The organism is Dysosmobacter sp. Phy, assembly GCF_054476235.1.
Window position 1 is genome coordinate 1,594,087 of sequence record NZ_CM136997.1, and the last position, 17,538, is coordinate 1,611,624.

Consider the following 17,538-nt stretch of genomic DNA (forward strand, 5'->3'; position numbering starts at 1 on the left):
AAAATAAGCTTAACTATTACTAGACTTGCGACTGCAACACAACCACATTTTTACTTCCGGTATTTGACTCTAACCGTGCGTGGGACAAGGAAGACACTATAGTTGTGCGAAATACCGGAATCCTATTATCACGGTGATGGAGCGTGGAGCGGGCAGAACAATGGCATATGGTCATAGCCATTCGTGGCATTGGCCCCCAAAGGAGTTCAGTAAAAGCAATCCGTATAAACAGCTTTGGAGAAATATCGTAGGCCAGCGTGCCAGCAAGTAAAGGAGACTGAAGTGGTAACGAAATATGCGGTAAGGATCAATTCATTTTTAAGGACGGAAAAAAATCTCTGTGCTGCCCTGGATAAAATTGCTCAGTTGAGAGAAAACGGTATCAATTATGTTGATCTCAACTATCCAGAACACTTTAAAGACCACTCCTTGGAAGAGATCCGGCGTATGCTTTTCGAAAGGGGACTTCGGCTGAATGCGGTTGCCACCCGTTTTAGAGACAAGTATATCCACGGAGATTTTACGAACAAGGACTCAGCAATTCGACGGGATGCGATCGAGTTGACCAAACAGGCGGCTGATGCGTGTCGTTTTCTTGAGGGAAATCACATTATTGTCTGGCTGAAAGACGATGGCTATGATTATTCTTTCCAGATAGACTATGCGAAGGCTTGGGGCGACTTGGTTTTTGCTTTCCGGGAGGTATGTGCGTATACAGATCTTCCAATCAGTATCGAGTACAAGCCGTACGAAGAGCGTGTTCATACGTTGTTGGACAGCTATAGTGCTACCTGGAACCTCATCAGGGATGTGGGTGCAGAAAACCTGGGTGTTACATTGGATTTTTGCCATGCTCTGATGAAAAAAGAATCACCCGGCTTTGTTACCGCTATGCTGCTGGAGAAGAATAAACTTTTCAGTGTCCATTTGAATGATGGGGAAGGCTCCGGAGATGATGGGCTGATGGTTGGCGCGGCAAACTTTTTTCAAACACTGGAGGTTTTTTACTATCTGCGTAAGTACCAATTTGACGGCATTATTTACTTTGATACCTTTCCCAAACGAGAGGCAGATATTGATGAGACCCGAGCCAATTTGTCCATGTGCAGAAAAATGGAGGAATTGCTCGACAGGATTGGAATGGAGCAGATCGCGGCGGCAATAGAGAACAACAATGCCGCGCATACATTGGAAACTTTGATCCGGGAGTTATAAGAGAATTGACAGAGCGGCGTGAGGTATTTTCGCTTTTTCATGTAAATGAAAAAGCGAGAATATAAAAAAATATGAAAGGAACAGAAGAAATGAAGAAAAGATTAGTACTGGCTCTTGTGTTGGTAATGCTTTTGTCCCTGGTAGGATGTGGCAGCGGAGGCGAAAGCGGCCAGACGGGCGATGAGCCTACGGACAGCAGCACGGTAGAAGACGGCGGTCAGCAGACCGAGGACACTTCTCAGCAGGACACAAGCTTCAGCCCGGACGATGCGGAAGGTATCACTGCGGCCGAGATGCGTGAACAGTTTGGCGCGATTCCGCTCCCGACCGAACCGCTGGTGATTGGCGGTGTGGCTAAGGCTTTCGAAAACGAGTTCTGGAGAACGCTGAAGGAGGGCTATGAGGAATTTGGCCAGAAGCTCAACGATCAGGGCATTGATATTACGATTGATGTTCGCTCTGCTTCCAGCGAAGAGGACGAAGAGGGCCAGCTCTCCATTGTGTATGACATGATTAACAAGGGCTACGATGGCCTGATGCTCTCTCCGATTTCCGACTCCTGTCTTACCCCGGGAGTTGAAGATGCTATGAAGGAGAACATCCCTGTTTTGAGCGTGAATGATGGCATTATCCCCAATGCGGAGCATTTCGTGCTCCCCTTCGGCAAAGAGCCCGGTCAAATGGCTGCCGATTACCTGGGCGAAAAGCTGGGCGGTGAAGGCAAGGTTGCCATTGTTATGGGTATGCCCAAGGCCTATGCTGCCCGTCAGCGCACGGCTGGTTTTGAGGAAACTATAGCGGAGAAATTCCCCAACATTGAGATCGCTGAAAAGCAGAACGCAGACTGGGACCGTGCCCTTGCGAAGGATTTGGCTGAAACCTGGATCAATAAACACGATGACTTGGATGCAATTTTCTGCAACAATGACACGATGGCGCTGGGTGTTATTGAAGCGGTAAAAGAGTCTGGCCGCGATATTATGGTAATTGGTGTGGACGGCACTAGTGAGGCCTATGAGAAGATCCGTGCCGGTGAATTGACTGCAACAGTGGACTCTTTCCCCCGCTATATGGCTCAGTTTGCATTTGAGGCGTTGCTGCGCATTCAGGCCGGGCAGCAGCTGCCCACGGTCATTAGAACACCCGAGGTTTTGATCGATGCGACGAATTGTGACATGGATCCTGCAGAGTTGATTAATTGGACGGAGCCGGTATTTGAATAATCATTGCAATAGGGCTCTAAAGGGATTCCCGTTTAACGTTCCGACGAGTAAAACTCGTCGGAACGTTATTAAAAGGCACGCGAAAGAAGGGGTGAATGCCTCATGCTGAGATTTGAAAATATCACAAAACAGTTTGGGATCAGCACGGTTCTGCATAGTGTCGACTTTGAAATCAAATCTGGAGAAATTCACGCGCTGCTAGGAGAAAACGGCGCCGGAAAATCGACGCTGCTCAATATTTTGCATGGTATTTACAGCGACTATCAGGGACGGGTCATTATTGAGGACGAGCTTGTCCAATTCAAGACTCCCTATGATGCCCTGCGCTTTGGCATCGCGAAAGTGCATCAGGAGGTAAATGTCGTATCGGGGCTTCTGGCCGGTGAAAATATTGCGCTTGGCTATGAAATTGCAAAAATGGGATTTATTAACCGAAAGCAGATGTTCAAAAAGACGGATGAACTTTTGGACCGTCTGGGCTGCAATTTCACAAGTACTGCGAGGGTTGAAGATCTAAGCGCGGCCGATTTGCAAATGATCCAAATTACAAAAGCGCTTTATCACAACGCTCGGATCATATCCTTTGATGAACCGACGGCGTCTTTGTCACAGCGAGAGACAGATCGGCTTTTTGATATTATCCGAGACCTAAAGAAGCAAGGAAAAACCATTCTTTATGTTAGCCACCGTATGGATGAGATTTTCCAGATATGTGACCGAGCGAGTGTCATGCGGGATGGCCATTATATCGGTACCTATGACGTGAATAAAATTACAAAAGACGAATTGATCCGAAATATGGTGGGCCGGGATGTTTCAGCCTATGCAAAGCGTCACAAGCCTCTGCGCGCGACAGAGGAGGTTGTTCTACAGGTAGAGCACCTGACGCGGCCGAGGGTGTTTGAAGATATCAGTTTTGAACTGCACCGGGGGGAGATCCTGGGTTTTTCCGGGCTCGTCGGAGCCAAGCGTACGGATGTTATGATGGCATTGTTCGGTGCGGATCCATATGTTTCCGGTACCATTAAGAAAAACGGCAAAGTCATCCATAACGATTCCCCCAGTCACTCCCTTAAGAATGGAATTGCATTGCTGCCAGAAAATCGAAAGGCACATGGCTTTATTCAGGACACTACTAATAAGGATAATATCGCGATCGCATCAGTTAAAAACTTTTTAAAAGGCGGTTTGTTTATAGATTGGCGAAAGGCAAAGGAGAACTGCATCAAATATATTAATTTGCTTCAGATCTCTCCACCTGACCCTGAATTTATCACATCGTCCCTCAGCGGAGGTAATCAGCAAAAGGTAATCTTGGCAAAATGGATGACAGCGGATGCGGATATTATTATTTTTGATGAACCGACAAAGGGAATCGACGTGGGTGCAAAGGCTGAAATATATGCAGTTATGGAAGACCTTGTTCAGCATGGGAAATCCATCATAATGGTTTCGTCGGAGCTGACAGAGATTATAGGGATGAGCGATCATGTGGTTGTAATGAACGAAGGAAAAATGACCGCTTATCTCAACCGCGACCAACTGACGGAAGAACTGCTTTTGCAATACTCAATGGGAGGATAAAACATCAATGAAAAAGTTATTAAAAGGCGCAAGCAGAGAGGTAACGCTTGTCGTAGCAATTGTTTTGATGGGTGTTATCTTCACATTGATCAATTCCAGCTTTTTTACCCCTCGAAACCTGATCAACATTTTAGACCAGACGACGATCAATGGCCTTTTGGCAGTTGGAATTACTCTGGCGATTTTGACCGGCGGCATTGATTTGTCCATTGGCGCGATCTTGGGTATGACCGCCGTGCTGGTCGGGCAGTGGCTGGTCAACGGAATGGCCCCCCTGGTGGCAGTCCTGGTTGGCATGGTTTTAGGATTTTCTATGGGCTGCCTGAATGGGATTTTGATTGCAAAACTCAAACTTCAGCCGTTTATTGCGACCCTTGGTACATGCAGCGCCCTTCGCGGACTGACATATATCTACACTGGTGGCTGGCCAATCATGAATATTCCGGAAAATTTCCGGGATCTGGTTGATGGGGATCTGTTCGGCTGGCTTCCGTCCGCATTGGTCATGATGGTCATTTTTATGGCCATTTGCCATATTCTGCTGCGAAAGACCAAATTTGGCCTCTACACCTATGCTCTGGGAAACAATGAGAGCGCCACGAAGCTCTCCGGCGTGAATGTTGATCTTTATAAGATTTTGGCTTACGGCATATCCGGTATGGGCGGAGCGCTGGCGGGCCTGGTAATGATTGCGCGCCTTGGCTCGGCAGAGCCGTCCGCAGGTGATGGATATGAGATGTATGCCATTGCCGCTGCGGCTATCGGAGGAACAAGCCTTGCCGGAGGCAAGGGCAATGTGGTTGCTACGCTGATCGGAGCTATATTGCTGCAGACCCTGAAAACTGGTTTGGTGGTAGTCAGCGTTGACCCATACTGGCAGCGGGTGGCGACCGGTGCGATCATTGTGATTGCGGCATATTTTGAAACCGCGAGAAATCAGCTTTCCATGATGAGGCAGAAACACGCTTGATTATGGCTGCTCTGGTGCCCAAAACACACAAGAACAGGAGGAGGTTCCTTTGGGAGACTACGCACTTGTGATTGGCAGCATCAACTACGATATCATTCTTTGCCAAAAGAGGCTTCCCCGGGCGGGAGAGACCTATGTTGTTGACGGTGTTCGCTGTGCGGGGGGAGGAAAAGGCGCCAATCAGGCAGTCCAGTGTGCAAAGCTTGGCCTTCCGGTCCGCATGGCGGGTCTAATTGGCCCCGATCCCATGGGAGAGCAGATTCTTCAGGATATGAATGCCTTTGGCGTTGATACGTCGCTCGTTCAAAGATGTGCTGTGCAGACCGGGATGGGTATCATCCATACTCTTGAGGACGGAACAGTTTACGCCTCGATTTCTTCAGGGGCAAACGCCATGGCGGATACTGCGTATTTGTCTGCAATCAGCGAGTATATCCGTGATGCACAGATAGTCCTTCTGCAGATGGAGATCCCGCAGGAAACAAATGAGAGGATCATTGAAGCTGCATTCGCCGCTGGGGTTCCGATCATATTAAATGCGGCTCCGGCCGCAAGCATTTCCAAAGAAGCCTTGTGCAAGGTGGATTATTTCATTGTAAATGAGACAGAGGCCTCTTACTATTCCGGCGTTAAAGTTTCAGACTTGGAGACTGCTAAAAGTGCAGCACCGATTTTGCTGGAGATGATCCGTGGAAGTTTGATCATTACTCTGGGGGCCAATGGAAGCCTTCTGGGTGATCAGTCAGGTGATCAGCACTGGATACAGCCGCAAAAAATTAAAGACGTTGTGGATACTACGGGGGCAGGAGACTCTTATATCGGTGCTTTTGCATATTGCAAAATAAACCATATGGATGACTTGGATGCCTGCGTTTTTGCAAGCAGGGCGGCGGGGCTCACTGTAGGAGGCATGGGAGCGCAAGCCTCTATGCCGAGGCTGATCAACGGAAAGATATCAGTTTGAATAAGCTGATTCTATATTTTATTGAAAGGGTTGATGGGAAATGTATGGCATTAATGACAAACTCGCAAAACGAGAGGAAGACGGCCGTCCAATTATTGTTGGTGTGATAGGCGCCGGGCAAATGGGACGCGGTATGATCTGCCAAGCTTCCCTGATCAAAGGCATGAAAATCGGCGTAGTGGCGGATTTGAATACAGAAGTGGCGGTTAAGGCGTTGAAGTCCTCTGGTATGAGTGACGATGATTTTCGTATCACAAATACCCTCTCTGAGGCCAATGATATTTTGGCACAAGGCAAAACCGTTGTAACGGAAGATTTTTCCATTGGAGTCGCCATGGATAAAGTGGACGCGATCGTGGACATCACGGGTGTGCCCAATGTTGCTGCCCGGGTTGCGTATGATTCCATTATGAACCACAAGCATGTAGTCCTTCTGACGGTGGAAACCGATGTTGTTGTGGGACCGATTCTCAATAAATTGGCGAAGAAGTGCGGCGTTGTGTATACTGTCTCCGCCGGTGATGAACCGGGTGTTGTCAAGGGCCTTTATGATTTTGCGATTGCTTCCGGCTATCGTGTCCTATCTGCAGGCAAAAGCCCCAACAATGTGCTTGATTTTACCTGTACCCCTGACACGGTCCGCGAAGAAGCGCTCCGCCGCGGCATGAATCCCAAGATGCTTTGTTCCTTCAAAGACAATACAAAGACGATGGTGGAACTGACCTGCATCTCCAATGCCACTGGCCTCGTGCCGGATGTGCCTGGCTGCCATGGAGGCACGGCGGATGTCTATACCCCTGAGCGGGTCAAGCCCTTTCTGGATCTTCTCAGACTGAAAGAAGAGGGCGGGATTTTAAACCAGTATGGGGTTGTTGAATATATCAACGGCATGGCGCCGGGGGTGTTCGTGACCTATACTGTAGACAACCCAGAGGTCCGTGCAGAACTGAAATATCTGAGCCAGGGTGATGGTCCCAACTATATTCTGTGGAGACCGTATCATCTGACTAGTCTGGAGACTTTGCACAGTGTGGCCATGGCGGTATTGGAAAACAAGCCTACCATTGTGCCCATGGATGGCTTTGTTTCTGAGACTTGCTGTATGGCCAAGACTGATTTGAAGGCAGGATCTCATCTGGATGGCGGCGGCGGTTATACTGTCCGCGGCTGGATGATGAAGCATGAGGATGCGGTCAAGAGCCGGGCGCTGCCCCTTGGCCTGGTTTCCCCCAAGGCCAAGTTGCTGCAGGATGTAAAATGCGGAGATCTGATTACCTACGACATGGTTGAACTGGAAGAAGGGGCCTTTATCAATAGACTGAGAGCGCTGCAGGATCTGCTATTTTAACAATCGGCTTTTTGTGTGGGTTGGCAAAATATTTGTCAACCCACACAAGCGTAACTTCAGCAAAAGGGTGTTCTTTAGGATCTAGTTCATTGGGAAAGGGCGATATTATGAAAGGACTTAAATTCTGGATTATGGATAACGGATGCGGCTACAATGATAAGGCCTGGCATGTTGCCTTGCCGCACCCTGGCACGAAATCAAATCCTAACCCTCCGGCAGAGTTTTGGCGGGTTCCCTTTTTGATGACGTTAATCTATCATCCTGACGCTGGATATATTCTCTACGATGTGGGGACCTTTCCGGGAGATGAGGCAGGGGGGCGTTCTCCAATTCACAGTGAGTATTTCCCGATGGAAGCTACCCGTGACTGCTTTATTGACAGGCGTTTGGCGGAGTTGGGGCTGACAGTGGATGACATTTCAATGATTGTCTTGTCTCATCTTCACTGGGATCATGCACATGGGCTGAAGTTCTTTAGCAATACCAGAGCGGGGAAGAATATCTATGTGTCCAGAAAGGAATTCGAGTATGCATTGGTAGAAACACATCTCAGGGATGATGAGGCGACCTCGGACTCTGCCTATTTTCGCAGTATTATGGATATTCCTGGCCTGGAATACCACCTTCTGGAAGAGGACTGTGAATTCTTGCCGGGGATGCATTTGATTATGTTGGGAGGGCATACCCCCGGTGTTATGGGTATGCTCCTGGAACTTGAAAGTGGAAATTATCTGTTCCCCAGCGATGCGGCGTATTCTACTATTAATTATGGCCCACCGGCAAAATTGCCAGGAATCATTTATGACACGCTGGGATTCTATGATTCAATCAAAAAATTGTACCGTATTGAAAAACAGTATCAGGCAAAACTGATATTTCCTCATGATGACGAGTCTGCAAAGCAGTATAAGTTTTCTCCGGATTTTTATGAATAATTGTGGCAAAAGACTTGCCGTTTGAAATAGCAAGTCTTTTGCCTTAGGTAAATGATTTCCGGTTATTTCATTTGGCGGGATCCTCTATGCTGTGGACGATATTGAGAAGGGCCTGATATGAAGGATCCCCGTCAATGATGCAAAAGCGAAGATGATTATGAATTGTTTCATACGGCTCAAGAAACCTCATATTTTTTTCGGACTGTTCTACTGCACAGCCCCGCAGGAAGCTGTTGCAGGGCTCCAGTCCCAAGACATAATCATGGGCGCACATACTTTTCCACTGCGTGATATACGGTAGATTGTTTGCGGAGTATTGAATATACGCGCCCAGCTTTCGCGCTTGGTTGTAAATGCCGGCATAACAATATCCGGTCTCATCGGCAATGTTTGTATGGTAATAAACGCGCTCGGGCTCCTGGGGGATTGGAGCAGTGATTTGGTCCCACACTGCCAGCCCCGCTTCTGCATCCGCATCTCTTGGAAGCATTGCGCCGGGGCCCTTCACAAGCTTTGCCCCTGCGTCTAAAAGCGGATAGCCAAAGTTGAAATGGTAGAGAACTGCATAAGGCTGGCGCACAGAACTGACATTTGTGATTTGGTCATAAATATCAATATGTTTGCCGTATAAGGATACCTCCATTTTCCGATCCAGATGCAGGTTGTATCCGTATAGATATGAGTCTTTCATTTTGCCGGATACAGATAAAATATAATCGGAGCCCTCCCAGTGAGCATCGGTGGAAATATATTCAGGCTGTTTATTGCTGATCCTGCCATGCATATTTCTAAAGGCGCCATTATCAAAGCAGGCGTTTCCGATATTTGCGAGGCCGCAGGTTGTAAGCATGCCCGGAATAAAGTAATATGGAAATTCACCGTCCAATGCATTGAAAGAAGAGGAAGCTGCAATTCCGTTTTTGCTGATAAATCCCATGTTTATGCCTTGGTATGAGAGATCGAGAATATCCAGACATTTACTTTCAAGAACGCGGAATCTTAATCCAGCGGCATTATACACCTCTATGATGCCGTCGCCTCTTGCCGGACCAGAAGAAATCTCACTTCGGGTGATTCCGGCGAGCTGTGACATATCCCCAATATGCTGCAACAAATGAATGTCCATACGCTTTTGTATCCAGACGCGGTTTGGATACCCTCCTTTACTTGATAGTATCTCCAGCTTACCGAAAAGGGACTGCAAATGCATTGATTTTGTTGCGGATTTGTATCATATAATTGCCAAAAATGGTATGAACCCTTATATGAGCCATAGAAGGAATATGCTTGCGTTGTGATTTGTTCTTGCTTGGATTTTCATTCGGATACGGGCATTAAAACGTAAGGTTAACAATTCGATGAAGGAAAGGATGAACAATTATGCAGAATTTATTGAAGGACAAAGTTATCGTTATAACCGGTGGAACAAAAGGTGTTGGCCGCGCTGCCGCTATTGCTGCAGCAGCGGAGGGAGCAAAAGTTGTCATAGCTGGGCGGGATGCCGCTGCGGCTGAAGAAATCATCGGTGTTATTCGGACGGAGGGCAAAGGAGACGCTATGTTTGTGCGCACAGATGTCTCAAAAGCTGCAGAGTGCGAACATTTGATGGAGCGTGCATACGCTGCCTATGGAAAAATTGATGGCTTGGTCAATTATGCGGGGATTTTGCCTGTCGCATCCATATTGGATACAACGGAGGAACTGTATGAATCCATTATGGATACAAACGCGAAAAGTGCGTTTTTTTGTGCAAAATATGCCCTGCGGTATATGAAACCAGCCAGAAGCGGAAGTATCATCAACATGGGATCACTGCATGCTTATGGGGGCGAAGAAGATCGGGCAGCCTACGCGGTATCAAAAGGGGCTATGCGTACGTTGATGCTGCATATAGCAAAAAACTATGCGAAATATCATATCCGCTGTAACTGGATTACAATTGGCTGGATTGCTACGCCTGGCGAATTAGCGCTGCGCGAATGCAAAGGAGGAATGGAGTGGATCAATCGTATTGGAAGTCAAGTATTCCCCATGGGTAAGATACAGACCTTTGAGGATAATGTGGCGGGCATCCTTTATTTATTGTCGGATTATGCTGAGCAGGTTTCCGGAACGGAACTGTATATTACCGGTGGCTTGATGGATGCTTCATTCCAATCAGAGGCAGAGTAATATCTGAAATTGGTTACCAATTGTTTGAACAGTTGATGATGCTTCTGAATTTGGACTGTCCAATTATCATTTTATCATCAATTGGTAAGGACGTGGCGGAGATTCAAATTCACTCAGTAGTTCAAAAAGCACCCGAAGATTTTAAAGTTTTGCGCTTCTGCTGTAGATTTGTGTTTTCTGCGTGGGTAAAATGTGAATTAAGCATTTGAGCTGCACGGTAACTCACACGTGAAATAAACTGTACCCAATAAAATGGACACGGGAAATTGCCCACGGCCACAGTGGGTGGACATACATTTACCTCATCGGGTCAAATGGCGGCATCTGCGGTGTGATGAGATTACCGGATGAAAGTACAATATACGAATGACAAGAAAATTTACATGGGAAGGACTGAACCTCCTCAGAGCAGATCACAATGTATCCTGGGCCATCCCGGACATCATCTCTTATACCCTGGCCTTCAAGCAGATGTTCCGGGTCTTCAACTGCCAGGGCTACACTGGCAAGGATGCTTTCTGCAAGTTGGACTACAACAGAGAAATCCAGGGTCGTGAACGTATTTACAACACCACCGAGCGTATCCGAAGGGCAGCTATCAAGTTATCGGAAGGACTTTGCTAGGGCTCTTGGGAGGACGTGCGTCTCACAAGCAGCACTGGTGGATGAGGCCAATGCATGAAGCGGGGAACCCTAGTGCTCCAGTAGAAGGCTTTCTTAAAAAGTCATGAAGCTGCATGACTCGCCGGACATGGGCATCTGCATGAATGTGAAGAAGATTTGACCGCTCATGTGGAAATACAATCTATCTTGCCCTATCCAGAAACCGAACCCATATCTCAGATTGCAGAAGTCCATTCGGATGGGTACTGCGGCGGAGGATTTGGTAACTCGGGGGGGTGAGTCCAGCGGTCTCAGAACTATGCTGCTGACTGACATCATCTACCCTTTAACAAAATGTTCTGTCACCTGTTCACAATCTTGAACGTCTTCAAGAAGCTGATCGTGGCCTATGCTTTGAACAAGGCTTTGGGGGTGGATTTTATCCTGGAGACGGTAGAGCAGATACAGGGGCTCACTAAGCAAAAAGACCGTAATCCGTAGCGACCAAGGCACTATATTCTAGTTTGAACTTATCCGGCTGGCGAGGAGCCGAGAGCTGTGCTGGTCTATGTCGTCCGGGGAAACTGCTGGGCCAATGCGTATCAGGAGGGTACCTTCAGACACTTGAAGGGCGAAATGGCAGGTGAGATCCTGAACTGGATGTCTTTCGCGGAGGCCACGGCCTCCGTTGACCGCTGGATGGACTACTAAAACCGTGACCACTGCCAGTGGGATTTAGCAAAGCTATCACCGGATGAATACTGCCGATATATCACTACAGGAGAATATCCCGACGGCAGACTCCAGCCAAGGAACAATTGGAAATACTCTTAACTGGGAAAAAACTCCAGACCCGCTTTGGCTGGCGGTTTGCGGTTTTAGAGATTACTGCCTGCTTATATCCTTTTGGCGTGCCGGCATGTCTGAAAAGGTTTAAAGCGCACCGGGCAGGGATCTTTGCTTCCCGCCCGGTGCGCGCTCTTTGCTGTCGTTTCTTTTTGCATGACCTGTATGAGGACTCCTATGGTCGTCCGGCCGCTGAACCCTGCTTCTGGATCCGGGTTTGCGCCCCCGATTTCATTGATTAGTACATACGGGCAATCATACTGCTTTCCCTATGACAGGCCGCAAGTACTCCTGTTATGGCTTGTCCGCCTCCGCTTTCAAACGGGAATGCCCGCTCTGGTTCTGTTCCATTTTCAGAAGAGAGACATCGGAAGAGGGGGCGTTTGGAACCGGGGGAATTTTGCCGGAGTGAGATTCTCCTGCTGCCAAGATGACTATGATGCCCTCTGCGGAAAGATATGCCCGTACCCCTTAATAAAAATAAAGTTTATTACAGGCTGTCCGGCAGAAACGAGCAGAAGGATTACGGCTGCGCCTCCAGAGCGTGCCGGATCTTTTCATACAAAGCCGGCAAATCACGCGTAATCAAGAGTATGGACCATTTCGTATTGTCTTGTGATCACTTTAAAGGAGAGAGATTCCAGCATTTCCAAGATCTGCTGTTGGTTGGATTCGATATTTTTCGCCGCAACATGCGGATATCGAAGAAGAAGTGCCAGCACCACCTCTCTCAAATCCTTGATTCCGTTCCAGCCAAACTGAAAAATTTGCCCGTTTTCCTTTGAAAATACGCACCAGGCAGAGATCGTTTGTCCCTTGATGAATGCAACCTCATAACGGTCCGGGTGCAGCCACAGCACGCGGTCTGAATGCTCGTATGACGGCAGATTCCGGTTGAGACCAGCGGCTTGCTGGAAATCAAATGCCGCAAGGCTGGAAAATTGCACCTGCCTTGACGGACTGTACCCCTTTGGGGTACTGGCGCTTAAGACGGCAAACTCTCTCGTGATGGAAAATCCCTGCCGTTTATAAAGCGCGATGGCCCGCTCGTTTTCCTGAAGCACCTCCAGATAGTACCGCTCGATTTGCTGCTGCCTGAGTGCTCTCTTGGCAAAAGCAAAGAGACGGGTAAAGACCTGCTTGCCCCGATGTACCGGAATCACACCGGTTGCCACATCAAAGGCCGCCCGATGGCCCTGATAAAGACCGCAGGAATTAAACATAAACCCGATCAACGTTCCATCCAAGAAAGCACCGAAAGACAACGATCTGTCCACACCGGTCGCCGACAAAAGTTCGGCCAGCGCCTTTTCGTCCAGGTGGATCGGGAACGCATAGTCGGAAAAGGCACAGTTCAGACATGCGGAAATTTTGTGGAAGGGAAGCCCCTGCAGATTTTTGTATTGATACATGACTCCGTCCTGCTTTCTGCAAAATGCACGGTTTTGATCCATGTGGGCTGTTTTATCTGGCCGGGGACAGGCGGTATGCGCCCTTGCCGATTTTTAAAACTTCCCCTTGCCGCTCCAACGCATTCAGGACCCGTTGAAGCTGGCGGGCGCTGCAGTGCAGGCGAAATGCCTCCCGTTCGATTCCCTGCAAGACTCCATCCTGACACTTATAGCGCATGTAGGAGAGAACACGGTCGGAAAGGGACCCGGGAGCCGCATTCAATGCGGTGATGGCGGCCATTTTATCCGTCAGACTTTGACAGATCATTTGCAGGAAGAGATTGTCTGCCAAAAGTGCATCCCGGTTTTGCGATATGGACAGAGCGAGGCAAAGCAGCGGTTCTGCCGCTTCCGTATAAATACTGCCTATACTGGAATGAAACAAGTCCATATCGCCAAGGATATAGTCCGTTTTGCCGCTGGAAAGCGAGTAACGGCCGCCATCGTCCCGAATGAAATAAATGTTCAGACTTCCTTGGACAACAACCTGAAACCAGGCCTCTTCCAGCAGAGGGGAGGTGACCAGCTCCCCTTTTTCATAACGCAGTAAAACAAGATTGGGCCTCAGCTGTTCCAAAACCATGCGGTATCGGCTTTTTCCTGCCCAGACTGCAATGGCCTGCGCGTCATAAATTTTTTCCATAGCGCCTCCCAAAACGGGACATATGTCCGGGTTCGCCTCTTTAGTTTACGGTATAATCGAGGCGTTTGCAAGGGAGGAATGACGATGACATCGGTATTTGATGAAACCAATCTGTCCAGAGCCATCGCCCGGGTGGGATTGCCTGCCATGCTGGGCCAGCTTACCACGTTGATCTACAATATGGCGGACACCTTTTTTGTTTCCCTGACCCAGGAGCCCGCCATGATCGCGGCAGTGACCCTGTGTACTCCGGTTCTGCTGATTATCATGTCCATTGCCTGTGTATTTGGTATGGGCGGCAGCAGCGTGATTGCCCGTCTTCTGGGAGAGGGACGGAAGGAGTACGCCGGAAAAACGGTAAATTTCTGCACCTATGCCATGGCGTTGTCCGGTGTGTTTACGGCTGTTTTGGGGCTTCTGCTGCTTGCTCCGCTGGCGGAGCTTGCCGGAGCGGATGCGGAGAACCTGGGTTACACGCAGGATTATCTCCGTTATGTGTTCCTGGGTGCGCCTTTTATCATGCTTTCCAATGGATTTGTCCATCTGTTTCGCTCCGCCGGACTTATCCGGGAGAGTACGGTAGGCCTTGTTTTAGGCAATGCCATCAATATTGTGCTGGATTACGTGTTTATCATCCCCCTGGGCTGGGGGGCCGCAGGAGCCGCTGCCGCCACCTCTCTGGGGTTTGTCTGCTCCAGTGTGTATTATCTCGCCTGCATGGTCAATCAAAACCGGCGGGGCGATCCTCTGTTTTCTGTATCGCCCCGGGCATTTTGCCCGGACCGCGGTATGGTGAGCAGTGTGGTGTCCATCGGGATTCCGGGAGCCCTCATTACTGTTTTGATGAGCGTGGCCAACATTGTGCTCAATAACTATATTGCCATCTATGGCTCCAACGCTGTGGCGGCCTATGGCATTGCCTATAAAATCGACATGGTGCCGATTATGCTGTCGGTAGGCCTGTCTCAGGGGGTTACCCCTCTCATTGGCTACTGCTTCGGCGCAGGGCAGTCGGGGCGTATGACAGCTACGATGCGGCTTTCCACGCTGTATGGAGTTTTGCTGGGTTCGGTGTTTACGCTGCTGTTTTTGCTTACTGGACAGCAGCTGGCGGGAATTTTCCTGCATGAGGATATTTTGGCTGCTCAGGCAGGAAATTTCCTGAGGGTGCTGTGCCTGTCGGCTCCTGCGCTGGGAATCATCAACATGGTGACCAGCTATTTTCAGGCGTTGGGGAAGGCGCTTTATTCTCTGAGCATTACAGTGCTGCGCAACGCTGTGCTGTTTATTCCTGCGGTTATTCTGCTCAACCATCTGTGGGGGCTTGCTGGCGTTATTGCCGCGCAGCCTGTGGTGGAGGCCTTGCTGACAGTGATCTGCCTGGTCCTTTATGGTTGGGACTGCAGGAAGAATTTTGCGGGCCAACAAAAAGCGCATTTTCCTGAACACGGGCGAAAAGCCGATAGACTGGCTGTTGACCGAATGGGGAGCCGCGAGTGCAGATGATATGGCCGGGGTGAGGGCTGCCGGGAATTGATTTGCATGGAAAGAAGCGAACAGGCGCCGGGCGGGAAGCTTTGCGCGCCGCCCGGTGCCTGCCTTTCTCCCTCTGCCCGAGCCGTGCCATGACGGCTTTTACAGCCGGATCTTGACGATGCGGTATGGAATATCAGATATGGCTGTTTCATTCCTGCTGTTTTACGGGGCTGTGGCGAAGCAATATCTGCCGGAAAAACATCCGCCCGCAGGGGATGCACACCGGGACTTTCTCTGCCGCTCCAATTTCCGGCCTGCTAGTGCGGTTCTGAGCTGGACAAGATCAAACCCCCGCTGTTTTCTTCTGAAAACAGCGGGGGTTTCTGCGTTTTGGGAGCTTTTGCGGGGCACCATGCTTTGGCCACTGAGAGGGTGATATGCGCATCAAGGAAGAGACAGTGAAAGGACGAGTTCCTCTGCCGGCATGTCAGCGGCTAGACATTTCCCGCGAATGAGATCGGCTGTATCCCGGGGAAACGGATAGGCACGCGGATCCTGATATGGCCGGTCCGCTGCGCTGCGGAACGAGCGGACGCGCGGAAACGATAAGCGAAAAGCCTGCCCCGGCAAGGGAACAGGCTTTTTTGCATATTCACCTGAATAGAAATATATCAGTCTTGCGAAGCGGAACCATGCTTCAAACCGACGGGCCGCAAAAGAAAGCGGCCGACCAAAGCCCTCAATTTTGAATGTATACGGCTTCTTTGCGGCCCGCTGGTGATCAAAAGATCATACCTTTTTTGAGAAAATAATCAAATTATGACTTTATTCTCGCCGTATAACGAGTTCAACGATTAGAATAGCCAAGCATGGAGGACAGGCGCTGGGTGTGCTGGAGCAGAGCCTGGGCATATCGGGCCTGATCCTCTTCCGTCATGGAACGGCTGGAAAGACTGATGGCACCCAGGGGCTTGCGGTTGTAATTCATCAATACCGTGCCCACGCAAAACAGCCCCGGTTCATTTTCCTCCATATCCAGTGCGTAGTTTCTCTCCCGGATGCGGGCGATATCCTGCATCAGTTCATCGGCGGTGCGGATGGTGTTGGGCGTCAGAGGCTTGGCCTCCATCAGCTCCCACTTGCGGAGGATCTCCTCGTTTGAATACGTGCTCAGGATTGCCTTTCCGGCGCTGGTGGAGTACAGGGGGGAGCGGCCGCCTACCCGCGTATAGATGGAAAAGGGAGAATTGTTCTTGTCAAAGCTCTCCAGACACAACAGTTCATTGTTGTCCTCCACGGAAAACTGGGCGATGATCCCCAGCTCGTTGGACAGCGTTTCCAGCTCCCCCTTGACCAGGTTGATGTAGTCCAGATTCCGGACCGCGCGCACCCCGATCTCAAAGGCCTTCAGGGACAACGAGTAGTCCCCCGTCTTTGCATCCCGCAGCAGATAGCCGTTGTCGCACAGTGTCATGGCGATCCGCAGCAGCGAGGCTTTATTCAAACCGAGTTCCTTATGGAGACTGTTGAGACTTATGGAGTCGTTTCTGGCCACAGTTTCCAGAACCAGAAACGCACGGTCGATGGACTGGACAGACCCGCTGGAGGGTGAAGAAGTGGGCATAAAATCAAACCTGCCTTTGTGCAAATACGTCAATTTATTCTGTCATTTTCTATTATATACATGAAATGTATATGCGTCAAATGAAAAAAGTGCGCAAATTTTGAAACGGTGTAACGAAATATCAAAATAGACAATAAAATTTTAAAATGGTTATGACATATGTAGAAAAGTAAAATGAGGTATTTACTTTTAAAATCCTTAGAAGTATTATAATCTTGCGTTTCAAAATACAATACAATCATTTCAAAAATGAAAACTTACTGTTGGGGGGAAACCAAAAATGGCAAAGGCAAAAACAAACACGGAATTGTGCAAGGGCTGCCGTCTGTGCGTTGGCGTGTGCCCGAAAAAAGCGATCATTCCATTGGAGACCGTCAACAAAAAGGGCTATGAGATCATCCGGGTGGACGAGGACCTGTGTATCGGCTGCGGCATGTGCTACAAGATCTGCCCGGACTATGTCTTTACGGTGGAGTGAGAAAGG

Annotated in this window: 16 protein-coding genes; 12 read left to right on the plus strand and 4 right to left on the minus strand. The window is 49.2% G+C overall.

Annotation, left to right across the window (positions count from 1 at the left end; all coding sequences use genetic code 11):
- The first annotated feature begins 282 nt into the window (after positions 1-282).
- The 7 genes from ACVDHE_RS07775 to ACVDHE_RS07805 all read left to right on the plus strand — a co-directional run bounded on the left by ACVDHE_RS07775 (position 283) and on the right by ACVDHE_RS07805 (position 8,239).
- Positions 283-1,215: a sugar phosphate isomerase/epimerase family protein gene (locus tag ACVDHE_RS07775; RefSeq protein WP_458884219.1), complete on the plus strand. Its 933-nt coding sequence runs from the start codon at positions 283-285 to the stop codon at positions 1,213-1,215.
- A gap of 71 nt (positions 1,216-1,286) precedes the next feature.
- Positions 1,287-2,438 carry a sugar ABC transporter substrate-binding protein gene (locus ACVDHE_RS07780; protein WP_458884220.1) on the plus strand — a complete coding sequence of 384 codons (1,152 nt, stop codon included), beginning with the start codon at positions 1,287-1,289 and terminating at the stop codon, positions 2,436-2,438.
- 102 nt (positions 2,439-2,540) lie between these two features.
- Positions 2,541-4,022, plus strand: coding sequence for a sugar ABC transporter ATP-binding protein (locus tag ACVDHE_RS07785; protein WP_458884221.1), 1,482 nt, complete (start codon positions 2,541-2,543; stop codon positions 4,020-4,022).
- A gap of 7 nt (positions 4,023-4,029) precedes the next feature.
- Positions 4,030-4,992, plus strand: a complete 963-nt coding sequence (locus tag ACVDHE_RS07790; RefSeq protein WP_458884222.1) for an ABC transporter permease — start codon at positions 4,030-4,032, stop codon at positions 4,990-4,992.
- A 49-nt stretch (positions 4,993-5,041) separates the two neighbouring features.
- Entirely contained in the window at positions 5,042-5,956 is a 915-nt protein-coding gene (locus tag ACVDHE_RS07795) for a ribokinase (protein ID WP_458884223.1), read from the plus strand.
- Between the two features lie 40 nt (positions 5,957-5,996).
- A complete protein-coding gene (locus tag ACVDHE_RS07800) occupies positions 5,997-7,304 on the plus strand; it encodes an NAD(P)H-dependent oxidoreductase (protein WP_458884224.1) in 1,308 nt (435 codons plus the stop codon).
- Positions 7,305-7,411: 107 nt separating this feature from the next.
- On the plus strand, positions 7,412-8,239 hold the full coding sequence (locus ACVDHE_RS07805) for an N-acyl homoserine lactonase family protein (protein WP_458884225.1): 828 nt from the start codon (positions 7,412-7,414) through the stop codon (positions 8,237-8,239).
- 67 nt (positions 8,240-8,306) lie between these two features.
- Here the strand turns inward: ACVDHE_RS07805 and ACVDHE_RS07810 are convergent, their stop codons facing one another.
- Positions 8,307-9,365 carry an aldose 1-epimerase family protein gene (locus ACVDHE_RS07810; protein WP_458884226.1) on the minus strand — a complete coding sequence of 353 codons (1,059 nt, stop codon included), beginning with the start codon at positions 9,363-9,365 and terminating at the stop codon, positions 8,307-8,309.
- 254 nt (positions 9,366-9,619) lie between these two features.
- Between ACVDHE_RS07810 and ACVDHE_RS07815 the strand changes: the two genes are divergently transcribed.
- The 3 genes from ACVDHE_RS07815 to ACVDHE_RS07825 all read left to right on the plus strand — a co-directional run bounded on the left by ACVDHE_RS07815 (position 9,620) and on the right by ACVDHE_RS07825 (position 11,725).
- Positions 9,620-10,411 (plus strand): SDR family NAD(P)-dependent oxidoreductase, encoded by a 792-nt coding sequence (locus ACVDHE_RS07815; RefSeq protein ID WP_458884227.1) that lies wholly within the window; start codon positions 9,620-9,622, stop codon positions 10,409-10,411.
- Positions 10,412-10,777: 366 nt separating this feature from the next.
- Positions 10,778-11,035: an HTH domain-containing protein gene (locus ACVDHE_RS07820; protein ID WP_458884228.1), complete on the plus strand. Its 258-nt coding sequence runs from the start codon at positions 10,778-10,780 to the stop codon at positions 11,033-11,035.
- Between the two features lie 537 nt (positions 11,036-11,572).
- Positions 11,573-11,725: a hypothetical protein gene (locus tag ACVDHE_RS07825; protein WP_458884229.1), complete on the plus strand. Its 153-nt coding sequence runs from the start codon at positions 11,573-11,575 to the stop codon at positions 11,723-11,725.
- A 710-nt stretch (positions 11,726-12,435) separates the two neighbouring features.
- Here ACVDHE_RS07825 and ACVDHE_RS07830 read toward each other — a convergent pair.
- Positions 12,436-13,314 (minus strand): GNAT family N-acetyltransferase, encoded by an 879-nt coding sequence (locus ACVDHE_RS07830; protein ID WP_458884230.1) that lies wholly within the window; start codon positions 13,312-13,314, stop codon positions 12,436-12,438.
- Positions 13,315-13,324: 10 nt separating this feature from the next.
- Positions 13,325-13,954 carry a hypothetical protein gene (locus ACVDHE_RS07835; RefSeq protein ID WP_458884231.1) on the minus strand — a complete coding sequence of 210 codons (630 nt, stop codon included), beginning with the start codon at positions 13,952-13,954 and terminating at the stop codon, positions 13,325-13,327.
- 84 nt (positions 13,955-14,038) lie between these two features.
- Here ACVDHE_RS07835 and ACVDHE_RS07840 point away from each other — a divergent pair, with 84 nt between their 5' ends.
- A complete protein-coding gene (locus ACVDHE_RS07840) occupies positions 14,039-15,460 on the plus strand; it encodes an MATE family efflux transporter (RefSeq protein WP_458884232.1) in 1,422 nt (473 codons plus the stop codon).
- Between the two features lie 817 nt (positions 15,461-16,277).
- Here the strand turns inward: ACVDHE_RS07840 and ACVDHE_RS07845 are convergent.
- Entirely contained in the window at positions 16,278-17,054 is a 777-nt protein-coding gene (locus ACVDHE_RS07845) for an IclR family transcriptional regulator (protein WP_458884233.1), read from the minus strand.
- A gap of 280 nt (positions 17,055-17,334) precedes the next feature.
- On the opposite strand from ACVDHE_RS07845, the gene ACVDHE_RS07850 reads away from it, so the two are divergent.
- Positions 17,335-17,532, plus strand: a complete 198-nt coding sequence (locus ACVDHE_RS07850) for a 4Fe-4S binding protein (RefSeq protein ID WP_458884234.1) — start codon at positions 17,335-17,337, stop codon at positions 17,530-17,532.
- The last annotated feature ends 6 nt before the right edge of the window (positions 17,533-17,538 follow it).